18 protein-coding genes and 1 tRNA gene are annotated in these 21,364 nt (G+C 52.3%); 6 read left to right on the plus strand and 13 right to left on the minus strand.

Annotation, left to right across the window (positions count from 1 at the left end):
• Positions 1–440: 440 nt before the first annotated feature.
• The 8 genes from radC to U2W12_RS05820 form a co-directional block, all read right to left on the minus strand.
• A complete protein-coding gene (gene radC, locus U2W12_RS05785; protein WP_326499718.1) occupies positions 441–953 on the minus strand; it encodes a DNA repair protein RadC in 513 nt (170 codons plus the stop codon).
• A 429-nt stretch (positions 954–1,382) separates the two neighbouring features.
• Positions 1,383–1,661: a hypothetical protein gene (locus U2W12_RS05790; protein WP_326499719.1), complete on the minus strand. Its 279-nt coding sequence runs from the start codon at positions 1,659–1,661 to the stop codon at positions 1,383–1,385.
• A 493-nt stretch (positions 1,662–2,154) separates the two neighbouring features.
• A complete protein-coding gene (locus tag U2W12_RS05795; RefSeq protein WP_326499720.1) occupies positions 2,155–4,119 on the minus strand; it encodes a cell wall-binding protein in 1,965 nt (654 codons plus the stop codon).
• Entirely contained in the window at positions 4,116–5,042 is a 927-nt protein-coding gene (locus tag U2W12_RS05800; protein ID WP_326499721.1) for a toprim domain-containing protein, read from the minus strand. The genes U2W12_RS05795 and U2W12_RS05800 overlap by 4 nt, the downstream gene beginning before the upstream one ends.
• Positions 5,039–5,314, minus strand: a complete 276-nt coding sequence (locus U2W12_RS05805) for an AlpA family phage regulatory protein (protein WP_326499722.1) — start codon at positions 5,312–5,314, stop codon at positions 5,039–5,041. The genes U2W12_RS05800 and U2W12_RS05805 overlap by 4 nt, the downstream gene beginning before the upstream one ends.
• Positions 5,315–5,403: 89 nt before the next feature.
• Positions 5,404–5,931: a hypothetical protein gene (locus tag U2W12_RS05810; protein ID WP_326499723.1), complete on the minus strand. Its 528-nt coding sequence runs from the start codon at positions 5,929–5,931 to the stop codon at positions 5,404–5,406.
• 103 nt (positions 5,932–6,034) lie between these two features.
• Positions 6,035–7,288, minus strand: coding sequence for an integrase arm-type DNA-binding domain-containing protein (locus U2W12_RS05815; RefSeq protein ID WP_326499724.1), 1,254 nt, complete (start codon positions 7,286–7,288; stop codon positions 6,035–6,037).
• A 177-nt stretch (positions 7,289–7,465) separates the two neighbouring features.
• Positions 7,466–7,552, minus strand: a tRNA-Leu gene (locus U2W12_RS05820).
• Positions 7,553–7,847: 295 nt separating this feature from the next.
• Between U2W12_RS05820 and rnr the strand changes: the two genes are divergently transcribed.
• Positions 7,848–10,100 (plus strand): ribonuclease R, encoded by a 2,253-nt coding sequence (gene rnr, locus U2W12_RS05825; protein ID WP_326499725.1) that lies wholly within the window; start codon positions 7,848–7,850, stop codon positions 10,098–10,100.
• A gap of 78 nt (positions 10,101–10,178) precedes the next feature.
• On the opposite strand, the gene U2W12_RS05830 is transcribed toward rnr, so the two are convergent.
• Together U2W12_RS05830 and glgX are read right to left on the minus strand one after the other, a co-directional pair.
• A complete protein-coding gene (locus U2W12_RS05830; RefSeq protein ID WP_326499726.1) occupies positions 10,179–11,372 on the minus strand; it encodes an N-acetylmuramoyl-L-alanine amidase in 1,194 nt (397 codons plus the stop codon).
• Positions 11,373–11,618: 246 nt separating this feature from the next.
• Positions 11,619–13,721 (minus strand): glycogen debranching protein GlgX, encoded by a 2,103-nt coding sequence (glgX, locus tag U2W12_RS05835; RefSeq protein WP_326499727.1) that lies wholly within the window; start codon positions 13,719–13,721, stop codon positions 11,619–11,621.
• Between the two features lie 640 nt (positions 13,722–14,361).
• On the opposite strand from glgX, the gene U2W12_RS05840 reads away from it, so the two are divergent.
• From U2W12_RS05840 to fliG, 5 genes are all read left to right on the plus strand, one after another.
• On the plus strand, positions 14,362–14,955 hold the full coding sequence (locus U2W12_RS05840) for a DedA family protein (protein ID WP_326499728.1): 594 nt from the start codon (positions 14,362–14,364) through the stop codon (positions 14,953–14,955).
• 346 nt (positions 14,956–15,301) lie between these two features.
• The gene (gene fliM / locus U2W12_RS05845; protein WP_326499729.1) at positions 15,302–16,276 is read left to right on the plus strand and encodes a flagellar motor switch protein FliM; all 975 of its coding nucleotides are present in this window, start codon (positions 15,302–15,304) and stop codon (positions 16,274–16,276) included.
• Positions 16,277–16,327: 51 nt separating this feature from the next.
• Entirely contained in the window at positions 16,328–16,702 is a 375-nt protein-coding gene (fliN, locus tag U2W12_RS05850; RefSeq protein WP_326499730.1) for a flagellar motor switch protein FliN, read from the plus strand.
• Positions 16,702–17,316, plus strand: a complete 615-nt coding sequence (locus U2W12_RS05855; protein WP_326499731.1) for a flagellar biosynthetic protein FliO — start codon at positions 16,702–16,704, stop codon at positions 17,314–17,316. The genes fliN and U2W12_RS05855 overlap by 1 nt, the downstream gene beginning before the upstream one ends.
• Complete coding sequence (gene fliG, locus U2W12_RS05860) at positions 17,309–18,316, plus strand: flagellar motor switch protein FliG (protein WP_326499732.1); 1,008 nt, start codon at positions 17,309–17,311, stop codon at positions 18,314–18,316. The genes U2W12_RS05855 and fliG overlap by 8 nt, the downstream gene beginning before the upstream one ends.
• Before the next feature lie 132 nt (positions 18,317–18,448).
• Here the strand turns inward: fliG and U2W12_RS05865 are convergent, their stop codons facing one another.
• The 3 genes from U2W12_RS05865 to U2W12_RS05875 all read right to left on the minus strand — a co-directional run bounded on the left by U2W12_RS05865 (position 18,449) and on the right by U2W12_RS05875 (position 21,362).
• The gene (locus U2W12_RS05865) at positions 18,449–19,150 is read right to left on the minus strand and encodes an NAD-binding protein (protein ID WP_326499733.1); all 702 of its coding nucleotides are present in this window, start codon (positions 19,148–19,150) and stop codon (positions 18,449–18,451) included.
• Positions 19,147–20,751, minus strand: coding sequence for a potassium channel protein (locus U2W12_RS05870; protein WP_326499734.1), 1,605 nt, complete (start codon positions 20,749–20,751; stop codon positions 19,147–19,149). The genes U2W12_RS05865 and U2W12_RS05870 overlap by 4 nt, the downstream gene beginning before the upstream one ends.
• An 83-nt stretch (positions 20,752–20,834) precedes the next feature.
• A complete protein-coding gene (locus U2W12_RS05875; protein ID WP_326499735.1) occupies positions 20,835–21,362 on the minus strand; it encodes a DUF2380 domain-containing protein in 528 nt (175 codons plus the stop codon).
• Between the last annotated feature and the right edge of the window lie 2 nt (positions 21,363–21,364).

The following is a 21,364-nucleotide window of genomic DNA, read 5'->3' on the forward strand; positions in this document are numbered from 1 at the left end:
TATTTGAATTTGCCAGAGCCGCAATGTAGTAAATTTGCCTCAGAATCACTTTATATCAATAACTTACGCCGAAACCGATAGATTTTATTGTTCATTAAGACTTTCTGAGCAGGCTCTAACTAACCTGCCCAAATCCTCAGGAGTCGGTAAGTGATTAGGCTAAATGCAGAATAAATGCTAAAAGATCGTGTCACACTGTTGTCACAGTGACAGAGAATTTATAGAATATAAACTTCATTGTTGAGCATTAAGCAGTTTGCTTAAGTCGTTGAAATTTATGGTGAGGAAAGTATTCGAATAGCCAGTAAAATCAAGACTTGTAGACGCTGTTTTTTAAAGTTACTGTAAAAGTTACTGCACTTTCGCGCCGACGCTCCCGATTTTTTAATCAATTCCAAAAAAATTCCATCTATGGGCGTTTCCGTCCGCATTGATTGCGGTCATATCAGCCCATGTTCAGCGAATGAATACGCGCCAGTCTTGCCAATAATGAAATGATCCAGCGTCCGAATATCCAATAAGTTAAGCGCCGCTTTCAATTTTTCCGTAATGCTTCGATCTGCTGAACTCGGCTCTGTTGTACCGGATGGGTGATTGTGGGCAAAAATGACGGCCGCCGCGTTGAGTTGCAAGGCGCGTTTGGCGACTTCGCGCGGATACACGGCCGCGCCGTCGATCGTTCCACGGAATAATTCTTCATGGGTGATGACGTGGTGCTGATTGTCCAGGAACAGACAGATAAAAACTTCATGTTCCAGGTCGCGGTAGCTCAGAGTAAGCCAACAGCGTGTTGCATCCGGGCTTGTTAGTGCTCGGCCGGTGCGGTGCTGATTGGTGAGTAGCGCTTGAGCAGCTTTGATGATTTGCGCTTCAGTCAAGGGTTTTTTGGCGCAATAGCGGCCCTTTTCGTTGCAGACAAAGTTCGGGATTTTGGCGGGTAATGCGCTTTTCATGGTTATACCTCGTGAGTAAAGTTGAATTAACCGACAACCACGACGCCAATCATGGGTGCCGGACTGAACGAAGTTGGCGTACCGGACTCACGACCGGCCAGCCTTGCGGCTGCTTCGCCCAGCCCGACATAAAGACGCACTGAAGCGCACACAAAAAAACCGCATGATGCGGCTTGTGCCGTGAGTTTACGGGACGCCAATCCCGCGCCGCAATGTGGGCGACTGGTTAAGCATAGATCGGCTGACAGCGCACCGTCAAGGTAAGTTATCAGAACGCTCCAAACATCCCGCGCCTAAGAACGGCCCGCCGTGAGGGTAGCGGGCATATTTTCAGCCGGTTCCGGCCGCTTTCGCCTGCCGACATCGATCATGCGGCCGGGCTTCAAATCATGCCTAGGATCAGACCAGACGAACCGGGAATGGCTCAAGCTATAGTTGGGCGTCTAGTAGCTCTCTCAGTCTTGCTTCGGTTTCGGCAATGATGCCTTGTTGCAGTTCGAGCAATTCCGGCCCGGTTCGTCCTGCGGAATCGCGGCCTTTGCCCCATTTCTTGTAGGTTATCAGCTCATCTTCCAGCGCTTCCAAACGCCGGTTGATCCGGGTGATTTCCATTTCGGCGGCGCGCCTGCACGCCGTCGAGCAATAACTTGGCGGTCTGCCGGTGGTTGCCGTAGTCGTAAAGTCTCGACCGCATTTGATGCAATTCATTACTGTTTCTCCGTCATGGTCTTTTTCAATTCAATTCATGGTTCGCAAAAATCTAGCTGGGGCACGCTGAAACCGGCATGAAGTCCAGAGATTTTGACCGCTCCCGGCCTGAGTGCGGCCGGATCGATTCAGGCATGGATAAAAAAATATTACCCCCCCTATGTGTAGAATTGAGGGACTTGCGGGACTTGGGAAAAAATAGGCCGCAAAGCCAGACGCGGCGCGGGTTTTGCGGTCCCTCACATGGTTTAAAAATAAGGGACGGTCCCTCAATTTTTTGAGGGACTTGCCCAAAATCCGGATGTTTTTTGCAGTTTCGTGCAAATTTTGCATGACTTGCCGCCGTGATTCGATTTTCAGAAGTCCCGCATTTTTGAGGGACCGTCCCTCAAAATTTTTACCTCTGCGGGACCGTGGAAGCCTTGATTTATAAGGCTTTAAGCTATATGTCCCTCAAGTCCCTCAAAAATATATATAACCCCCCTATATTTTTTCAGCTTTCGGACTCGATTAACTTAGCTGACAGGACCATCACGCGGCGCTTGGTGCTGCTGATCGTGCGCTTGACGGTCGTTTGTTTGGTTCCATTGGGGCGCTTCTCGGTCGCTATGATCAGCTCCTTTTCCAGCATTCGCCGCCAAAGCGTCGGGGCGGACATCAAAAAGGTTTCGCCTTGATCGCGCGCCATTTTCTGCACGGCGGCAAAGGCGTTGTTCTGATCTAGCCAGACTTCCGGCCCGGTGTCGCCGCCGTTGCAATACCAGCCGACACAATCGCCGGTTGGCCGCCAGTCTTTTTCACCGATGCCGATATTAGCTTCCCGCCAGCCTAGAAAGTGCCTTTTCCCTTCCGGCGGCGGCCCTTGGTTCAGCCGGCAAGCAATGTGCGCGTTGCCGCTGGCGAACAAGGCCCGCAACAAGGCAAGAAACCGCTCGACTTCGTCTTGCTCGGTCTGGTAGGCTTGCTGCTCGCTGAATGCCTGCATCAAGCCGGATTCGACCGAATCGAGCAACACGGCGGCCTGTTCGCGGTCGATCGCGGCGCCGGATTCAAGAAACTCGGTAAACTGCGCCGCCCCTGCTACCAGATTGGCGAAAATTTCCGGGGCACGGGTATGGGATGAAGCGTAATTGCCTTGCTTGGTGAGATTGCGTAGGCTGATAACCTTTTCCGGGAAGTCTTTCTTGAGCCGATCCATGCGCGCCGCCAGCCATTGCAGATAAGCGGCCATCAAACCGGCCAGCTTCCCCAAGCTAGCGGCCTGCTGTAGCTCGGTCAATACGCTAAAATCCACGTCGGCGCGGGTCAGCTCCAGAATCAACAGCCTTCCCAACAGGCTTTGACCTTTGGGCAAATCTTCGCCGGTGATGAATGTCATTGATCGATTATACGGCGCGGCTTTGGACTGCAATTCCGAACCGCGCCGGCCTCGTCCGGCTTGATTGCCGGTGTTCCTGATAAAGCGCTCGGCGCGCGCGTGCAGCTTGGCCGCTTCCGACTGGCTGACCGAAGGCTTGAAGTCGTCAACCACAAAAACACCATCCTTGACTTGAAACGCTTTCATTTCCATGTCGGTATCAGTGTCCGAAAAATTCGCCGGGAAACTGCGCGCGGTGAAGTCGCCGAAGAACGCCAGCGGAATAGCGGTGATCGCCGACTTGCCCGCGCCGGTGATGCCGTGAATAAACACGGCAAAATCGATCGGGTGACATTCGCCCAACGGCGCACGGGCAACGGCAGCCAGCAATGCAGCCCCGACTTGCGGCTTGCCGGGGCAAATGTTCAACAATGCCGATACCAGCCCGGCCGCCGCTTTGACCTCATCGGCGGCAAACGGCGGCGGCAAGGTATAGCGGCTGATGTGGCCTTGGCCTAATTCAACCTGCACGTCTTGCCGTAAACCCTCGGCCTTAATCGCGCCCGATCCGGTCAGATAACACCATCCCCCGCCAATCTGCTTCCAGCCAGTAAACTTAAAGACTTGGCGGCGCGGCACATCGCCGGCCAACGCCGAATACAGTTGAATTGCGGCGCGCAAATTATCCCGCTTGGACGGCCCCGGATAAACAAAAGCCAGCGTTCCGTAATACTCGTTTATCCAGTTGCCTTGCGTAGAATAAAACTTTGTTGAGGGTACGTCGACCGGCGGTAAAGGCAATCCATCCATGCGCCGGCCTTCGATTCTGACAAATGCCTGATCTTGCAAGCCGTCGTCATGGGTCACTTCTTCCATAATCTTACAGACAAAATCACAAAGCTGAATCTCGACAAAGCCTTGACCGTCCGGCCCGGCTCTGACGGCCTTGATTTGGTAAAACGCGCCGCCGATAATGGCGTAATCGCCGAAGCGCTGCGTTGCGCTTTTGCCCGATCCGCCGCCGTTGCCGGTTTTCTTGGGCTCGGGTTTGTGTGGGTTGTTGACGACTTCGAGAAACGGCTTGCCTGTTTTTTTCGTCATGCAGCCCCCTGTAAATGGGCGGCGAAGTCGTTAAAATCGCCGGCCATCGGCGGCACAATCACGAATCCGTCAACCACGGCGGCGGCTGCATGAGCTTGGGTTAGTCCGGGATTACCGGCGGTTTTGGCGTCATTGTCGGCAGCAAAGATGATCTTTACGGCGGGCAAGTGTTTACGGATGATCCGGCCCACAGCAAGCAAGTTGCCGGCGGAAAAGGCGATATAAACCCGATAACCGGTTTCTTGGTGCAGGGTTGCCGCCGTCGCAAAGCCTTCGGCAATCAAAACCGGGTCGGTTTTTTCTTGCCCGATCCACCAAAACAGACCGGCCAGCGCGCCGCCCGGTAAAAAATCCTTGTCACGTCCCAGTGCCGGGGATGCGGCCGGAAAAATGGCTTGCAGGTTGCGATATGCGCCGGTTTCGTTGATCAGGGGAATGATCAGCGCGTTTTCGATCGCCAGCTTTTGCCGGCCGCCGCTGGCGTCTTGGTGAATGCGTCGCCAGGTCGTCACGCGCGCCAAATGCGGTTTGATGCGCTTACGCGCCAAATAAGGATGATCCGGCGGCGCGGATTTGGCGACCTGCCATATCGACCGCGCGCGCCGCGCGGCGCGGTCGTGCTTGGCTTGCTGCTCGCGTCGCCGCCGTTCCTGCTCGGCCTTGATGTGTTCCCGATCGGCCGGGCTGAGCGCTGCGCCGGCCTGCCGGTCGATGAAAAACGCTTGCTTCTCGCCGGTTTTCCAATTCTGAACGATGCCGCCTTTGCCGTCGGGAAACAGCTTGATGCGGCCATCGCCCCGGCCGCGCGGATCGTCGGCCAGGTCTGCGGTGTAAAATTCGCCATCGGCTGGAACCGATCGATAAATGACGCCGATCTGTTCACAGGCCGCCCGGCAAGCATCCTCGATATGCTGCCAGGTCATACTTCGCCTCGTTTAATTTTTTCGATCAGCGCGCGAATTTCGGCAACGTCCCAAACCCTTGTTCTTGGAGTCAACAGGATGCCGGGGGGATATTTACCGGCTTTGATGCCGTTATAGACTGAATTTTCAGAGATGCCCAGTGAGCGGGCGAATGTGGGGAGTCTCACGAAGCCTTCGGACGGCAATCCGGTGGCAACGTAGGTTTTGCGCTTGCGGGTTTTTGGTGTGTTTGGTTTTGCGGTTAATGCGGGGTGAGTGCTTTTTTTTGTCATCGTAGCGGGCTCCTTTGGCCTCTTTGTTACAATGACAATGCATTCTATGCATATTTTTTATCCAAACAACACGGTAATTTAGCGACAAATTAACGGGGTGATTTTTTATTCTTAATCATTTCCTCAATTTCAGCCTTGCTTAAAAACGGTTGCCGTTTTTCGGGGCCAGTTGGGAAACAGGCATTAAATTGTTTTGCAGCGGCGCGCCGATCCCTTATAAACTCTTCGGCTGTTGTTTGGCCCGCTCCCCATCCGTCCTGTAAAAAACCGACAGCATCACCGTATGTAAGCGCGCCGCCTTCCAGTGAGCAAAGCACCATAAATTCAGGGCTATGGATGGTCATATCGAATTTAAGCTTTGTTTTCTTCCCTGTTTTCCGCTTCAACCCCAGTTCTTTTTTAAGGTTTGCATTCCCATACAACAAAGCCGCTAAAGCTCTGTGCGCCGCTCGAATGTCGGCCAGCTCTACGCCGATAAGGGTGATTTTGTCCAGCTCGTCGGCAGTGTCGATTTGCTGGCCGCTGGCGCGTTTATGGGCAATATCGGAACTTGCTTCGTTTAGGTTTTTGCTGATCGCATCGACAAAACGCCGAATTGCTTCAAGGTCGTAATACATGGCACTCCGTCAAAGTGCATCGTGAAAGGATTAACCGGAAACAGGGTAACGAATCCCGCTTGTCGGCCCGTCGGCCTATCCGGTTAAAATCAGTATATCAAGCTTAGCCGGTCTTCCGAAACGGAATGACATCGGCCCCGCTTTTCAAGCCGTCCAGGTAATCGGCCCACGCCTGCATCATGCGCCGCCGCTCATCCAGGTATTGCGCCCGGTTATAGGCCGCTCTGACCTGATCCTTGGGCATGTGGCAAAGCTGGCGCTCGATCGCGTCGGGACTCCATCCTTGTTCATTCAGAAGTGTTGACGCCATGCCACGGAAGCCGTGCGCCGTCATCGTGTCGCTGTCAAAGCCCATCGTCAGCAACGCCGTTCTGATGGTGTTTTCCGACATTGGCCGATTGTCGCCCCGGCTCGACGGGAAAACATAGCGCCCCGATCCGGTCAGCGGCTTGACGGTTTCGAGCAAGGCGACCGCTTGCGTTGATAGTGGGACAAGATGCAAAGCGCTGGTTTTGGTGACAAATGGCCGCCATTCCCGCGCCGCCAAATCAACGTCTTTCCATTCCATTTGCCGGATTTCGCCGGGACGCTGAAACAGCAGTGGCGATATTTTCAAGGCGCACTGAACAACAAACGTACCTTGATACGCATCTATGCAGCGCATCAATTGCCCGACTTCCTTCGGATCGGTCAGAGCGGCCCGGTGCTTTACCTTCGTTGCCGGTATCTGTTTAGCTACCGCTTGCGCCGGGTCGTAATCGGTAAAGCCGTGAGCAATGGCATAAGCATAGGCCGCGCTGATTTCGCTGCGGACGCGGTGCGCGGTTTCCAGTTTGCCGGCTTCGATCAAGGGTTTGACGATTTCGAAGATATGAGGCGATTTAATATCACTGATCCCCATGCGGCCGATTGCCGGAAACACATGTTTTTCGAAATTGCCGACTTTCTTTTGGTGGGTATTGTTAATAACCGTGTGTTCAATGGACGCCAGCCAATCACGGGCGACATGTTCGAAGCTGTTCAGGATCGGCAGACCGGCATCGAGACGCTTTTGGTTTTCGGCATCGATCTTTTGTGCGGCCTTGGCTTCCTTGCGGGTGTCGCTCGGATCAATGCCGCTGGCGACTTTGGCGCGGGCGTCTTCGGCCCTGCGTCGTGCATCGGCCAAACCTGTCTCTGGGAAGGTGCCGACCGATAGGGTCTTGCGTTTGCCGCCAATGGTGTAGTCAAAGCGCCACCATTTCGCACCATTCGGCTTGATGAGCAAATACAGACCATCGCCGTCATTCAGGCGTTTGTCCTTGTCGCCAGGCTTGGCGGTGCTCACGGTTGAGGGTTTCAGTAATTCTTTTGCCATTTGCAGTAACCTCGATTGCAGTAACATTTTCGACTTACTGAAAACTACTGTAAATCTTACTGCTGTTTTTGTCTAATGTTACTGTATTTCCTTGGTCTTCTTTGGGCATAAAAAAACCCGCGAACCTAGTAGATTTGCGGGTTTTTGTGCTTTGTTAGTTCTCTTTGAACCTTAATTTGGTGCCGAGGAAAGGACTTGAACCTTCACGAGCTTGCGCCCACTAGCACCTGAAGCTAGCGTGTCTACCAATTTCACCACCTCGGCAGGCGATGTTGTAACTCAGTTGATCCGCACATTATACGGATCAACTTTACTTCTGTCAAACGATTAAATAATTTTTTTATCAGCTTCCGCTTAAGCATGCATCGCTTCAGTAGCCGACGAGGGGATTTTTTATCCAAAGCAGACAGTTTTTCAATCTCTAGGCCTGGAAGCGTGTATCATATTATCAACATGTTGAGCAATCAAGTTTTGTGCCCTGGATTCTTTCGATGCCGCCAAATCTTCGGTAGCAAGCATTCGATCCACTAATCCCATCCAAGTTATTCATTTATCCTAAATGCCGCCCAAGTCAAAAAAAGTCGCCGACTTCACTGTAACCCAAGACCCTTATGCCGAACGCGAAGCTGAAAAATATCAGCGTCCGATTCCGAGTCGCGAGCTGATCCTGCAATACATCGAGCATACCGGTAAGCCACTTAGGCGCGCGGAAATAGCCGAAGCCTTCGCGCTGAGCGACGACGAGCAACTGGAAGCCTTGCGCCGGCGTCTGCGGGCGATGGAAAGAGACGGGCAGTTATTGTTTAACCGCGAACAAAAATACTGTTTGGTCAATAACAAGGATTTGATCGTCGGGCGTATTCTAGGCCATCCCGATGGTTTCGGTTTTCTGCGTCCTGACGATGGTTCGGACGATCTGTATTTGTCTCCGCGTGAAATGAACGCGCTTTTGCATAACGATCGGGCGATGTTGCGCATTGCCGGCATCGATAAAAAAGGCCGCCGAGAAGGTGCGGTGGTTGAAATATTGGAACGGAATACGCATCAGGTTGTCGGTCGTTTTGTGAAGGACGGCTTTTTCTATGTCGTGCCCGACAATAAAAACATCGCGCAGAGCGTGCTGATTCCGGAAGGCGATGTCGGTACGGCGAAAAAAGGCCAGATCGTGGTTGCCGAAATTGTCGAGCAGCCGACCAAGGTCCGGCAACCGATCGGCCGAGTTGTTGAAGTGCTTGGCGATCATCTGGCGCCCGGTATGGAAATCGAGATGGCGATTCGCTCTTATGGATTGCCTTTTCAATGGCCAGACGCGCTGCACGAAGAAATTAAAACCTTCAGCGAGGAAGTGCCGGAACAAGCCAAGGAAAAGCGCGTCGATTTACGAAACACGCCGCTTGTTACGATCGACGGCGAAGACGCACGCGACTTCGACGATGCGGTATTTTGCAAAAAGACCGCGAAGGGCTGGAAACTGCTGGTCGCGATCGCCGATGTTTCACATTATGTCCAAGTCAATACCGCGCTTGACCAGGAAGCGAAAAACCGCAGCACATCGGTGTATTTCCCCGAAAAGGTCATTCCGATGCTACCGGAAATCCTGTCCAACGGCCTTTGCTCGCTGAATCCGCATGTTGATCGTTTATGCATGGTCTGCGAATTGCAGATCGATGAACGGGGCGAGGTTGTGAGGTCAAAATTCTTCGAAGGGGTAATGCGCTCGCATGCACGCCTGACTTATACCGAAGTCGCGAAGATGCTGGTCGAACATGACAAAACACTCGCCAAAAAACACAAAGATCTGCTGCCGCATTTGCAGGAGCTTTATGCGTTGTACCAGGTGATGCGCCTCAGCCGCGAACAGCGCGGCGCGATGGATTTCGACACCCAGGAAACGCGGATCATTTTCGGCCAGGATCGCAAGATCGACAAGATTGTACCGCTAGTGCGCAACGATGCGCATAAATTGATCGAAGAATTCATGATCGCGGCGAACATGGCGGCGGCGCGGTTTTTGAACAAAAAGAAAATTCCCAAATTGCTGCGCATCCACGAAGGCCCCAGCGCGGACAAATTATTGAGTCTCAGAACCTTTCTCGGCGAACTCGGCCTAAAACTGGGCGGAGGCCTCACGCCGACGCCGCTCGATTACATGCATCTGATTCAGTCGATCACGGAACGGACGGATGCGCACTTGATACAAACGGTGCTGCTGCGGTCGATGTCGCAAGCCGTTTACAGCCCGGATATAAAAGGCCACTTCGGGCTGGCGCTTGAGGAATACGCACATTTCACTTCGCCGATCCGCCGTTATCCCGATTTACTCGTACACCGCGGTATTCGTCACGCGTTACAGGGCAAAAAACCGGAAAGTTTCGTCTATAGCCATTCCGATATGGTATTGCTCGGCGAGCATTGTTCCGCGAACGAACGGCGCGCGGATGATGCAACCCGCGATGTGGTGATGTGGCTCAAATGCGAATACATGATGGACAAGATCGGCGAGGAGTTTTCCGGCCTGATTTCGGCGGTCACCTCGTTTGGCTTTTTCGTCGAATTGGAGGAAATTTATGTCGAGGGACTCGTGCATATCAGCAATCTGGGCCAGGACTATTTCCATTTCGACCCGGTCAGTCGCCAACTCCGCGGAGAACGCACCAATACCGTTTTCCGTTTGGGAGACAGCGTCAAAATTCAGGTCGTTCGCGTTGATCTGGATGAAAAGAAGATCGATTTTGAGCTGATCAAAAAACGCAGTAACGCCGCTAAGACTAAAGCACGGAACAGGTCGGGGAAAAGAAAAAGAAAGCAATAACCGCAAGCGTAGCGGACTGATGGGTTTAGCGCCTTGCCCATTTAGCGCCGCTACGCTACCAGCTTCCTTACCAAACGATCACAATCCTGCCACCCGTGTATCAGTCGGCGTGTATTGCTTAAAGTAACTACGCACGCCTTTGAAAATCGCCAGCGCAATTTTTGCCTGATGATCCGAATTTTTCAGTTTACGTTCTTCGCCTGGGTTCGAAATAAAGGCCGTTTCAACCAGAATCGACGGAATGTCCGGCGATTTCAGCACTAGAAACCCCGCTTTCTGTACGGACGTAAAATGCAGTTCGCTGATGTTCTGAAAACTTTTCAGTACATGGCTTGCAACATTGTTGCTGGCTTCCAGCGTCGCGGTTTGCGATAAGTCCAGCAGCACCGAAGCCAGCACTTCTTCCTTGTCGTCAAGCCTTACGCCGCCGACCAGATCGGCCGTGTTTTCGCTGTCGGCAAGCCAACGCGCAGCTTCGCTCGAAGCGCCCCGGTTCGACAACGTAAACACCGATGCGCCTTTTACATCCGATCTCTTGAACGCATCCGCATGCACCGAGATAAACAAATCGGCATTCGCTGCGCGAGCAATTTCCATCCGTTTTCTAAGATCGACATAATAATCGCCTTTCCGCACCAACACCGCGCGCATACCTTTTTGGCCATTAATCAGTGCCGCCAGTTTTTGTGCGATCGCGAGCACCACACGCTTTTCTTCGGTGCCTTCGGGACCATGCGCGCCGGGATCTTCTCCGCCATGCCCCGCGTCAATCGCCACGACGATGTTTCTGCCGTTACGGCTGGCCGGCGTGGTTTCTTTAACCGGTTTGGCCGATCCGCTGTCTTCAGCGATCTTCTTCATGACTTTTTGCGGGGCTTGTGCTTTGGCCTCGGTCTTCGCGATGCGCATCGACGGCTTGTCCAGAACGGTCTCGCCATCGGGGAGCGGGCCTTTATCGACCAGATCGACCACCAGGCGGTGGCCGTACATCTTATTCGGATTCAACGTGAAGCTTTCATAACCGATCTGTCTTTTCAGATCGGCCACGATTCTTAAACTGTTCTGTTTCTGATCCGCGCGGATACCGGAAAAGAAAGGATGCGAAACGGGTGGTTGCGCCAGTTTGCCCTTTAAACGAGCGTTGTCGATATCGATCACCAAGCGGTCAGGTTGGTTGATCAGTGAAATGTTGTGCGCGGGAATGGCGGACACATCGATCATCATCCGGCTCTGTTTTGCCGAACTCCAGAAATGCAATGAATTTACGTTCACCTGTCCCGCCAGGACGTGACTCGAAAAAAGCTGTAACGCCAGCAAAAAAAATATGATAGCGAAATGTCTCATGGCCGCCGCCCGAATAAATGATAATTCCGTTTAAATTATAGCAATATGTACTTGTTTTAAATAGATCAAAACCGTACAAAACGCGTAATTTTAGAGAAAATAGGTTTTTAGGATAATGTGAATATTAAAAGGGCGATTTAACGCCCTCTTATGGATTGGGATTATGCAGATGGATTAAAATCCCCACAACTTAGACGCCGAACTTTCCATCACGACGACCGATTTCGGCTCGACCGTGTAATATTTGCGCTTATGTCGGCCCTGGCTCCCGGGGTCGACCGCGTCGTGCGGAGATGGGTTGGATGTGTCGATTGCCATATGCCAGCACATGTTTCTAAGTGGCGGAAGTTCCATTTGGACCTTGTTATCCGACATGTTCAACATCACATGCAGATGCGTGCCGCCTTCGCTGGCGGCGGCCAGTGTGAACGCCAGCACGCGGGCTTCCGGGTCGTTCCAGTTAGGCTGATCGATCCGCGCACCGTGCCAGGAAATATCGGGCAAGTTGTTTTCATCGTGCTTTTGGCCGCTTAGAAAGCGGCGGCGCATCAGCGACGGATTGCGCTTGCGCAGGGCGATCATACACTTCACGAAACGCAAAATCTCGCGTTTGTCTTCGCTGATATTCCAGTCGAACCAAGTCAATTCGTTATCTTGGCACCAGCCGTTATTGTTGCCATGCTGGGTTTTCAAAAGTTCGTCTCCGGCCAGGAGCATCGGTACACCCTGACTCAACAGCAAAATCGCAAACGCGTTTTTAACCTGTTTGATGCGGAAGGCGTTGACCGCCAGATCGTCGGTCGGACCTTCAACGCCACAATTCCAGCTCAGATTATGGTTGCAACCGTCGCGGTTGCTTTCACCGTTTGCGAGGTTGTGCTTGTCGTTGTAACTGAACAGATCGATTAGCGTAAAGCCGTCATGGCAGGTAATGAAATTGATGCTGTTGATCGGCAGTCTGCCTTCCGGATGGTAAAGATCGCTGCTGCCGCAAAGCCGCGTTGCCAGATCGCCGATCAGGCCTTTTTCGCCGCGCAGGAAGCGGCGCACCGCATCGCGGTAGATACCGTTCCATTCGGCCCAACGGTAACCCGGAAAACAACCGACCTGATACAAGCCGGCCGCGTCCCAGGCTTCGGCGATCAGTTTCGTTCTGGCCAGTTTTTCGGATAATTCAATCGCCCACAATACAGGCGGGTCGCGTAGCGGCATGCCGCCTTCGCCGCGTGCCATCGCGCTCGCGAGGTCGAAGCGGAAGCCGTCGACATGCATACTTTCGACCCAGTATTCCAGACAATTGATGATGAAGTTGGATACCAAGGGATGATTGGCGTTGACTGTGTTGCCGCACCCGGTATAGTCGCGGAAAATCGATTTGTTCAGCGAGTCGATGTGATAAAAGATTTCGCTGTCGATGCCCTTAAAATTGATAATCGGCCCACCCGCGCCCCCCTCTGAGGTGTGATTGAATACCACGTCGAGGATCACGCCAATGCCGGCTTTGTGCAGTGCTTTGACCAGATCACGGAATTCCTGAAGATGCGTGCCTTGCTCCGGCGTCACGCAATAGCCTGGATGCGGGCTGAAAAAACTGTGCGTACTGTAGCCCCAGTAATTCGCTAAACCCAGCTCTGCGGTACCTGGCGGCACGTCCTGTTCGTCGAAAGCCATCACCGGCAACAATTCGACATGGGTGATGCCGAGTTCCTGCAGGTAAGGGATTTTCTCGATCAGGCCGGCAAAGGTGCCCGGATGGCGGACGCCTGAGCTATGATGGCGCGTAAAGCCGCCGACATTCAATTCATAAATGATCGCATTTTCGCTGCGAATCGCCAGGGGCACGTCGCCTTCCCAGTGATAATTGTCGTCGACCACCATGCTGCGCATCGAGGTACGGATATTGTCGCCCGGTAAACAGGCGGCTTTTCTATCCCAAAGTTTTTGGCTCACTGCGCGCGCACACGGATCGAGCAGATATTTGTCTTTGTCGAACATTAGTCCGGATTCACGGGTATTGTTCGGTCCGTCCATCCGCCAGGTATACCAGACTCCGGCCGGTAAGTTTTCGATAAATACATGCCAAGCGTAAAAGGTCCGGTTCACTTGCGATTGCAATTTGATCAACTGAAACGGTTCCAGGCTCTCGGCGGTTTCGAACAGCAGCAGTTCGACAGCGGTCGCATGACGGCTGAAAATCGAAAAATTCACCCCGTTTTGATTCGCTGTTGCACCAGCGGGATAAGGATAACCTGTCTTAATATTATAAATTTCGGCCAATGAACTTTACCTTCTTTCGAGTTTGCATCAACGCGGCGTTCCCATCCAATCCGATTTGTTTGGATGTAGGCGGCGTCATTTGTATTTCATGAGATAAATTAGGATATTTTCGTTTGCTAATGGATACGGCGGCACGGCCATCGCCGAAATAGTATAAGCAAAAAACAAACCAAAAGAGACTAAATTAGCATGAGCACTGCTGTAATTGCGGGATTGGCGTCTGTGCGCATAAATCTACACGGAATGTGCACGGTTGGCAACGGGGGCGGCAATGTCGTCGGAAAGTTAGCGGAAACCGGCCGCTTTGATATGCGGAAACGATGTTCTGCCGTCTTACGCAGCAAGTAGCCGCTGATACTGTCCTCGAACAGCTCGATCGGGGTTTGCCTACTGATCGCAGGCATTCGTGATTTCCGATGGAGGCCGCCGGGTAATCAGGCGGCAAACTGCCGGCTTCTTTTTGCCATGGCAATAAAATATCGCCAATCGGTTGCTTTACACACGCCATTACCCTATAGTCATCGAATGCCGCCGGTTCCGGTTCATCAGGGAATGCCAACGGCTCCACTAAGTAAAAGACTGCGGACGGAATTAACCGCGTCTAGGATAAGAGTAGTATCTCACTAAAACGCAAGCATTGATGGAAGAATTATTTTTAGGCTGGCTAAAAGAATATGGGTACGTCATCCTGTTCTTATGGTCGATATTGGAAGGCGAAACCGGCTTGATCATGGCCGGCGTGATGTCGCATACCGGCGATATGCGCTATGCACTGTCGGTCTTCGTGGCCGGACTCGGCGGCTTTGCCGGAGATCAGCTTTATTTTTATATCGGCCGCTTCAATAAAGGCCTGATTCAACGCAAACTGCACAAACAACGGCGCAAATTCGCGATCGCCCATTTGTTGCTAAAAAAATACGGCTGGCCGATCATTTTTATGCAACGTTATATGTACGGCCTGCGCACGGTGATCCCGATGTCGATCGGGATCACCAAATATTCGTCAAAACGCTTTGCATTGATCAATTTGCTCAGCGCCTGGGCATGGGCGGCGGTTACGATCACGCCGGCGTATGTGTTTGGCGAGGAAATTCTCAAAATAGTCGCTTTCGCCAAAGCGCATTGGTATTTTGCGTTGCCGGTGGCGGCAGGCTTTCTGTTCGGCATCACGGCCTATTTCCATAAGCTGGAACGGCGTTTACTGCAAAAACGGCAGAATCGATTTCCGCAGTAGAGACGGGAAGGGAAGCATTCTAAGTTTAAGCCGGCGCTAATAAGCAAAATTTCGCCGTTATCCTACCCGGTCGCGATTTCTTCGGTTTGTTTTATTTTTTGCTAACATCGAATTCAAACGCTTGATTTGCTTGTCGCATATCGCTGCGGTGTTCTAACGCTCATTATTTTACGCGCAGACACCTATACGCCGTATCGGTTTTGCCAATCCGTAACTTCCAAGTTGTGTCGCAGGTTCCGTTTCCTCCCATTTTCGAAGCCAACGTCTATAATTGATCTATATTATTTAAAACATACGTTTTCAGGCCAACGAATTGATTTTTACTTCATAGGTCAGGCAATAAATTATGGGCATTCCGGATTTGCTTTCGCAGGAAGAAATTGATGTGCTGCTCAACAGCGTGGAGGACGGCGATTATGCAACCGAAACCGTAATCAACGAATTTCTAGAGGCAGACGGGGCCAAGGTCTATGACTTCAGCAGCCGGGAAAGAGTGGTTCGGCGCGGACAAATACAAACCCTTGAGATGATCAATGACCGCTTCTCCATTGCTTTGCGCGCGTCTTTATTCCAGTTGCTGCAGCGTGTTCCGCAACTTTCTGCCTCGGGCATTCAGTTGCAGAAATTTTCCGATTTCATGGGTGGGCAGCGTGCGCCGTCCAATTTGAATATTGTCAGGATTACTCCGCTGCGGGGGCGGGCTTTGATCGTGATGGATTCCCGCTTGGTGTTTACCATAGTGGACAATTATTTCGGCGGCAACGGCCAGTTTGATCATCACTCGCAAGATCGCGAGTTTACCCGGGCCGAAATACGGGTGATTCGAAAAATTCTAGATAGGGTTTTCAAAGACTTGAAAGATGCATGGGAGCCCGTGCTGGCGATCGATTTTGACTATTTGAAATCGGAAATCAATCCGGCTTATGCCGCCATCGCCGGCGCGGATGATTATGTAATCACCTCCGCTTTCAATATTGCCTTGAAGGGAAATGGCGGTGAACTGACCATTTTGATGCCTTATGCGATGATTGAACCGATCAGCGGCTTGTTGGATGCTTTCGGCGATGACGGCGCGGAATCGGATCCGCAGTGGCGGACGGCGTTGCGTAATCAGGTTGTGGAAGCGAAGGTCAACGTGAATAGCTTGCTAGCGGCAAAAAGCCTGTCTGTCAACGATGTCCTGCACTTAAAAAAAGGCGATATTATTCCTATCGACATGCCGAAAATCTTGTCGCTACAGGCGGAAGGCGTGCCTTTATTCACCGGCAAAGCGTGCACATCGGAAGGTCATTTCGCGGTACAAATCATTGAAAAATTATAAGGACTAATGCTGTTTGCAGCGGTTCGGCCATTGATGATAAGGTGAATGATTATGGAAAAAATGACTGAAGTACCGATCGAAGGCGATCCGTTGCAGGTAAGTGCCGGCGAAGGTGCCGGTGGCTATCCGTTTGCAAGAGAAAACGCGTCGATAGGCCCGCATGAGGCGATCGATCTGGATGTGATCATGGACGTGCCCGTGACACTTGCAATGGAGTTCGGCCGGACGCAGATCAGCATCAAAAATTTGTTGAAGCTGAATCAAGGTTCAATTGTCGAGTTGGACCGTCTGGCCGCCGATCCGTTGGATATTTTCGTGAACGGCACGCTGGTTGCCCGCGGCGAGGTGGTCGTGGTCAATGAGAAATTCGGGATTCGACTGACCGATATCATCAGCCTTTCGGAACGCGTCAAAAGATTAGCTTGATGCGGTTAAACATTATACTTTCCGGGCTTTTATTGCTGCGGCTTTCCGTTTGCAATGCGCTGCCGAGGGTGGATGCACCCAATCAAACCCTCGGAGACCTGGATGCCGAAAGCATTGCGCTGTGGGGTGTGAGCCTGCTCGCAGTCATGGGCGTTTTTTTGCTTGGATTCTGGGGCGTCCTCCGCAAGTTTGGCGGCGCTGGCAGAATGCGCGTTGCTGGCGGTTTATCCTTGGGTATGTGGGAAAAGATCGTGTTGCTGCAGGTCGGTAAAAAGCAGTTGATTTTGGGCGTGACGCCGGGCCGTATTCAAACCTTGCATGTGCTGGAAGGCGACGACGGTTTGATCGAAACGGAGATGGCGGCCAGGGCTGTCAAAGGCGCTAAAACTGAAAACTTGGCGGTAACGGAAGCAAATCGTTCGGCCATGAACGGGCCGGTCGATCGGTCTGCTCGTGTTGCGGAACCTGCCGAACAAAAAATGGTTGATGAAGAGCCTTCATGCTTGGCCGCGCCGCGGGGCTTCGAGAAACATCTGGCCCATGTGCAGCGCCTGGCGGATGAAAATCCGAAATTAGTCGCGCATACTTTGAAAGCCTGGATCAGAGATGAGTAGCGCCACGATCAATTTAAATGGAGTTGAACGCGCGTCTTTACTGCTTTTTGCGTTGGGGCAGCAAAGAGCGTCTGAGGTTTTAAAACATCTGGATCTCCGAGACGTGGAACTGATAGGCTCCAACATGGCGTCGATGAAGAACATTTCGTTGGACACAGTGGATGGGGTGTTAGGTCTGTTTATTGCCGCCTTTGACAAGCAGTCGGCGTTGGGCGGCGATTCGGAAGAGTATATCCGAAACATGCTTGCGAACGCCTTGGGGGCCGAAAAAGCGGAAGTAATGATCGACAGGGTATTGATCAGCGGCGGAAACCAAGGCATCCATCAGTTGCAATGGATGGATGCCCGAACGATAGCGGATTGGGTGCGCTCGGAACACCCCCAGATCGTCGCTAATCTGTTGTCCTTGCTTGACGGTCAGCGCGCGGCGGATGTGATCATGATTTTACCCGAAGCAATGCGTCCCGGTCTGCTGATGCGGATCGCTGCGCTGGAGGGCTTGTCGTCCGCCGCCTTGCGCGAACTGGATGAAGTCATCGCGGAACAATGGGCTTGTAACGAAAACGGCAAATCCTCGGTTGTGCGCGGAGTCAATGTCGCCGCCAATATTTTGAATCGCCTGGATAACCATGTCAGCAGCCAGATGCTGGACGAAATCGCCGACAGCAATGCCGAATTAGCACGCAAAATCCAGGACAAGATGTTCGTATTCGAAGAAATTGCCAATCTGGATGACAGAGGCATGCAAACCTTGCTGCGTGAAGTGGCGACGGATCGTCTGTTACTGGCGCTACGGAGTGTCAGCGAAGGTCTCAAAAATAAAATCTTTGGTAATATGTCCAGACGCACGGCGGAAATGCTGCGCGATGATTTGGCATCCGCTTCGCCCGCCAAGCCCAGCGAAATAGAGGCGGCGCAAAAAGAAATTTTGATGATCGTCCGAAGCCTGGCCGATTCCGGTGCGGTCGAATTCGGAAGCGGCGATGATCACAACAATTAAAACACCCACCTATCCTTTGGCCGGTATGAGCCGATCAGTTTTTACGCGAACCGTTCCTTTCTTCCTTGATAGAAATAAGTGAAATTTTAAACTTATTTCTGAACATGTCGGGTTAACTTCAGACTTTGACACCTAAACGTCATCGTCGCCGATCAATGTTTCCTTGAATGCCTTGATCTCCCTGGCCGGTCCCATCACGACCAGCACGTCCCCCGCATTCAGAACATGTTCCTTGTCGCCGACCGCAAAATGCAGTTGATCGCCGATTTCCTTATCGACCACGCCGAGAAGAATCAGATTATGGCGCTCGTTTAGTCGCAGTGTGCTGGTTTTGCAGTTTTCCAACCAGGAATTTTCCGGAATTTCGATTTCGGCGATATTCAGAGCGTGTCGTCGGTGCACGCTTTGGTCCAGAATATGGGTAATCTCCGGTTTGGTCAGCATTTCATAGGTTTTGCGGCCGCTGATCTCGTAGGGGTCGATGATTTTGTTCGCGCCGGCGGCCAATAATTTATCGGAAGAATCCGGATCATCGACGGTCGCGATGATGTTCAAGCTTTTATCGAGCGCACGCGCCGAGATAGTCAAAAATACATTATCCGAATCGGCCACGAAAAAACAGAATAAATAGTCAACATCCACGCCGATGCCAAGCGCATGCAGCGCGCTGTCATCACGAAAATCGATCGCTTCGGCGGCGAAACCCCGCTCCGCGATGAGCTCTGCATCGTGGCGGTTCTGTGCGGCGTAAATCATCGAGCAAGTCTCCTTGTCGAATTTGGACAGCGCTTCCAGGGCCATGCGGGGATCGCCGAAGACTGCAATCTTTTTCATCTTTTTTTGCCTATTTTGAACCGACTTTTTTCGAGCTGATAGCGAAAATAGTCAATGCCGATCCGTTTGCCCATAACGACGAGCAAATCGCCTTCCTGCACCTCGAAAGCATGTTTCGGATTGAAATAAAAATGCCGGTCCTGCATTTGATAACTCTCGTTTTGTTTGAGATGCGGGGGATCGGTGCTGATCACGCCGATCAGCATCAGCTTGCTGTGATCGAAATCGATCTCGGCGATTTTTTTGCCGATAATCGCGGAACCCGGATGCGCGCGCACTGTGTCGAGGACGAACTCTTTTTCCTCGTGCATGATGCCGGCGATCGCGCCGAACGCGACCGGTTGACCGACATATTCGGCCGCGACCATGCCGGCAATTTCAAACGGCTCAATTACATTATCCGCCCCGGCCTGGTACAGTTTGCGGACATTGTCATGCCGGTAGGCGCGCGAAATGATCCGGATGTCGGCGTTCAACTGGCGGCTGGTCAGGGTGATGTAAACATTGCTGACGTCATCGCCGGTCGTGCATAAAATCGCCGAGGCATTGCGATTGATGCCGGCCAGGGACAGCACGTCGTTGTTACTTGCATCGCCCTGGATAGTCAGATAACCGAGACGACTGGCGTCCTCTATGTGGCGTTCCAGCTTATCGATGATGACGAAAGGCTGCTGGTGATCGGCAAGCTGCCGCGCGACGTGCATGCCGACACGGCCAAAGCCACAAATGATCACTATTCCTTCGTGCCTTTGCAATTCCGCATATACCCGGTTCTCCTTGAGGTCGTTGACTTTATCGGTAAAGGCCGAGACGATGATCGAGGTGAAGAATGACAACACGCCGAGTCCGGTAAAAATCAAGCCCATCACGACCAGGCGTCCGCCGGCGGTTTGCGGGGCGATATCGCCGTAGCCCACCGTTGACATGGTCACGACGGCCAGATAGAAGGCATCGAACAGATCATGGACATCGCCGCCGTTGTCCGGATTTTCAAACAAAAAAATGGCGATGCTGCCGATAAAAAGCAGCAAACCCAAAAACACCCCCAGGGTATAAAGCTCGAAGCGTTTGTTAAAGAGAATCTGTGTGAACAGCTTGATGCTGTTGATATAACGGAACAGCTTGAACAACCGGAAAATCAGGAAGACGCGTAAAAAGCGCAATGGCCTGTAGCTGGGCAGGATGGCCAGTAGATCGATCAACGCCAGGGGACTTAACGCATATTCGATTTTTTTCGCCGCGATCGTCTTGAACACTTTGTGCAGTTTAACCGGAATGCTCAGGTATTCCGAGCGTTCGTAATGATCCAGGATGATCTGGTGGTTGTCGTTATGAATCCAGGCGCGCAACAGATATTCGATGATGAATAGCGCGACGATGCAATCTTCGAAGACAAGTTGCCATTGCGGCGGCTGATGGCTGACTTTATCGATCTGCAAGAATACGCTGATGATCACCATCACGAGCATGAAAACATCGAAATAGGCTTTCGGCTGGCTCTGCGGGATCACCAGCAGACGCCGGAAAAAGTGTTTCGTGCTTTGATAGCGCGCGGAGGTTTTTAGGAAATAAGCGAGGTAGACTAGGAGTCGCGTCAGCATTTCGGCAGGCAGAATGTGAGATTAACCACGATCAGGCAGAGGCAGGAAATGCAATTGCTGTTGCCGTTGACTGACTTCCGCATTCAGGGGTTACGTGATCGATCGGCATGTTGTGAGAGCGTTTTTACGATCTTTCCGGCCAGGCTTTCGACGCCTTTCAGAGTCAACTTCGGGGCGCCGCCTTTGACCTCGGAAATATAATCGCCGATCAACTTGCCTTGCCGCACATCGACCAGGTGCGCCATCAGATAGATGAACAGGTAGCTGGGCTTGTGCAGCCTGCCGACCACGATATAGTCGGCGCGAACCGTCCGCGCCAGTTTGGCGGCCAGGTCGTGGTGATCGAACAGATAGCCGGGGCCGGCGGCGGCCTTGGCGATATCGCTGGAATCGATGTGGACGATCTGATAGTGGGATTTTGCCAGCGCCTGTTCCAGCAATGGTTTGACGCCGGCCGCGCGAGCGATTTCGGCCGGAATATAAGGCGCGGGAGTCAGATCCTTCAGTTCAAAATCGAGCACCGCGACGCGGGGCTGCGCCGCAATGCAATAAACCGAAGACAGCAGCAAAAACGTAAACAGGCTTCCCGAAGACAATTTATGACGGCGCATGG

Origin of the sequence: Methylomicrobium sp. Wu6 (assembly GCF_035916875.1) — a bacterium.
Taxonomy (GTDB): domain Bacteria; phylum Pseudomonadota; class Gammaproteobacteria; order Methylococcales; family Methylomonadaceae; genus Methylomicrobium.

Coding starts and splice junctions, on each gene's coding strand:
- U2W12_RS05865 (WP_326499733.1), bottom strand. CDS start 19,150: ATGAAAAAGATTGCAGTCTTCGGCGATCCCCGCATGGCCCTGGAAGCG.
- rnr (WP_326499725.1), top strand. CDS start 7,848: ATGCCGCCCAAGTCAAAAAAAGTCGCCGACTTCACTGTAACCCAAGAC.
- U2W12_RS05800 (WP_326499721.1), bottom strand. CDS start 5,042: ATGACCTGGCAGCATATCGAGGATGCTTGCCGGGCGGCCTGTGAACAG.
- fliG (WP_326499732.1), top strand. CDS start 17,309: ATGAGTAGCGCCACGATCAATTTAAATGGAGTTGAACGCGCGTCTTTA.
- fliM (WP_326499729.1), top strand. CDS start 15,302: ATGGGCATTCCGGATTTGCTTTCGCAGGAAGAAATTGATGTGCTGCTC.
- U2W12_RS05815 (WP_326499724.1), bottom strand. CDS start 7,288: ATGGCAAAAGAATTACTGAAACCCTCAACCGTGAGCACCGCCAAGCCT.
- U2W12_RS05795 (WP_326499720.1), bottom strand. CDS start 4,119: ATGACGAAAAAAACAGGCAAGCCGTTTCTCGAAGTCGTCAACAACCCA.
- U2W12_RS05840 (WP_326499728.1), top strand. CDS start 14,362: ATGGAAGAATTATTTTTAGGCTGGCTAAAAGAATATGGGTACGTCATC.
- U2W12_RS05805 (WP_326499722.1), bottom strand. CDS start 5,314: ATGACAAAAAAAAGCACTCACCCCGCATTAACCGCAAAACCAAACACA.
- U2W12_RS05855 (WP_326499731.1), top strand. CDS start 16,702: ATGCGGTTAAACATTATACTTTCCGGGCTTTTATTGCTGCGGCTTTCC.
- U2W12_RS05870 (WP_326499734.1), bottom strand. CDS start 20,751: ATGCTGACGCGACTCCTAGTCTACCTCGCTTATTTCCTAAAAACCTCC.
- U2W12_RS05790 (WP_326499719.1), bottom strand. CDS start 1,661: ATGAATTGCATCAAATGCGGTCGAGACTTTACGACTACGGCAACCACC.
- radC (WP_326499718.1), bottom strand. CDS start 953: ATGAAAAGCGCATTACCCGCCAAAATCCCGAACTTTGTCTGCAACGAA.
- U2W12_RS05875 (WP_326499735.1), bottom strand. CDS start 21,362: ATGCGCCGTCATAAATTGTCTTCGGGAAGCCTGTTTACGTTTTTGCTG.
- U2W12_RS05810 (WP_326499723.1), bottom strand. CDS start 5,931: ATGTATTACGACCTTGAAGCAATTCGGCGTTTTGTCGATGCGATCAGC.
- fliN (WP_326499730.1), top strand. CDS start 16,328: ATGGAAAAAATGACTGAAGTACCGATCGAAGGCGATCCGTTGCAGGTA.